This is a genomic window from Mesorhizobium norvegicum (assembly GCF_004919685.1).
GTDB lineage: Bacteria > Pseudomonadota > Alphaproteobacteria > Rhizobiales > Rhizobiaceae > Mesorhizobium > Mesorhizobium norvegicum.
In genome coordinates this window covers 1-530 of sequence record NZ_SMYZ01000216.1, presented here as the reverse complement: position 1 = coordinate 530, position 530 = coordinate 1, and the positions used below count along the sequence as shown (strand labels likewise).

The window sequence follows — 530 nt, the reverse complement described above, 5'->3', positions numbered from 1 at the left end:
GAATCTCAACAAGCCTTAAAGCGACTACATTTGAAATGCCACGCAAGCGCAGGAAGTGCTGGCTGCGAAGCAGGGGTTAACAACGGCCACGACCACAACGGCATCTTTGGGTGTGACACTCAGGTCCACCACGACAACGTCGCCGTCGAACATACCGATATCGCGCGTCAAACTGCCTGCAACGCGCCACAGGAAGGTCGCGGCTTGTTCTTGGCTCCCGCCGGTCTTTCTCAGACAGAGAAATCTCGGTACCGCTGCCATCCTCGCGCAGAATGGCCCTGACCGGATAGTCCTTGGTCACAGCTACGCCCTGCACGGTGCGACCTTCCCTCCAGCAACAAACGTAACGCCCCCAGACGTCGCCCTCCGGCGACAACCTCAATTTTCGGCCCTTTGGCGGCCTTGCGGGCCACAAGGTTATGGATGAGGCCGTGGGCCTCGATGCTCGCGGCCAGTTCGGCCCCTGCCCGCCTCGGAATTGACACGGCGGACGTTGGCCTTGCTCGGGCACTAGTGTCCTGATCGGCAAA

Annotated in this window: 2 protein-coding genes; one reads left to right on the top strand and one right to left on the bottom strand. The window is 60.4% G+C overall.

The window, feature by feature from the left end; all coding sequences use genetic code 11:
- A partial coding sequence (locus FCU66_RS41765; protein WP_206077195.1) for a hypothetical protein occupies positions 1-282 on the top strand: 282 nt, incomplete at its 5' end.
- Here the strand turns inward: FCU66_RS41765 and FCU66_RS42730 are convergent.
- Positions 231-413, bottom strand: a complete 183-nt coding sequence (locus FCU66_RS42730; RefSeq protein ID WP_342778268.1) for a hypothetical protein — start codon at positions 411-413, stop codon at positions 231-233. The two genes, FCU66_RS41765 and FCU66_RS42730, sit on opposite strands and share 52 nt — an antisense overlap.
- Between the last annotated feature and the right edge of the window lie 117 nt (positions 414-530).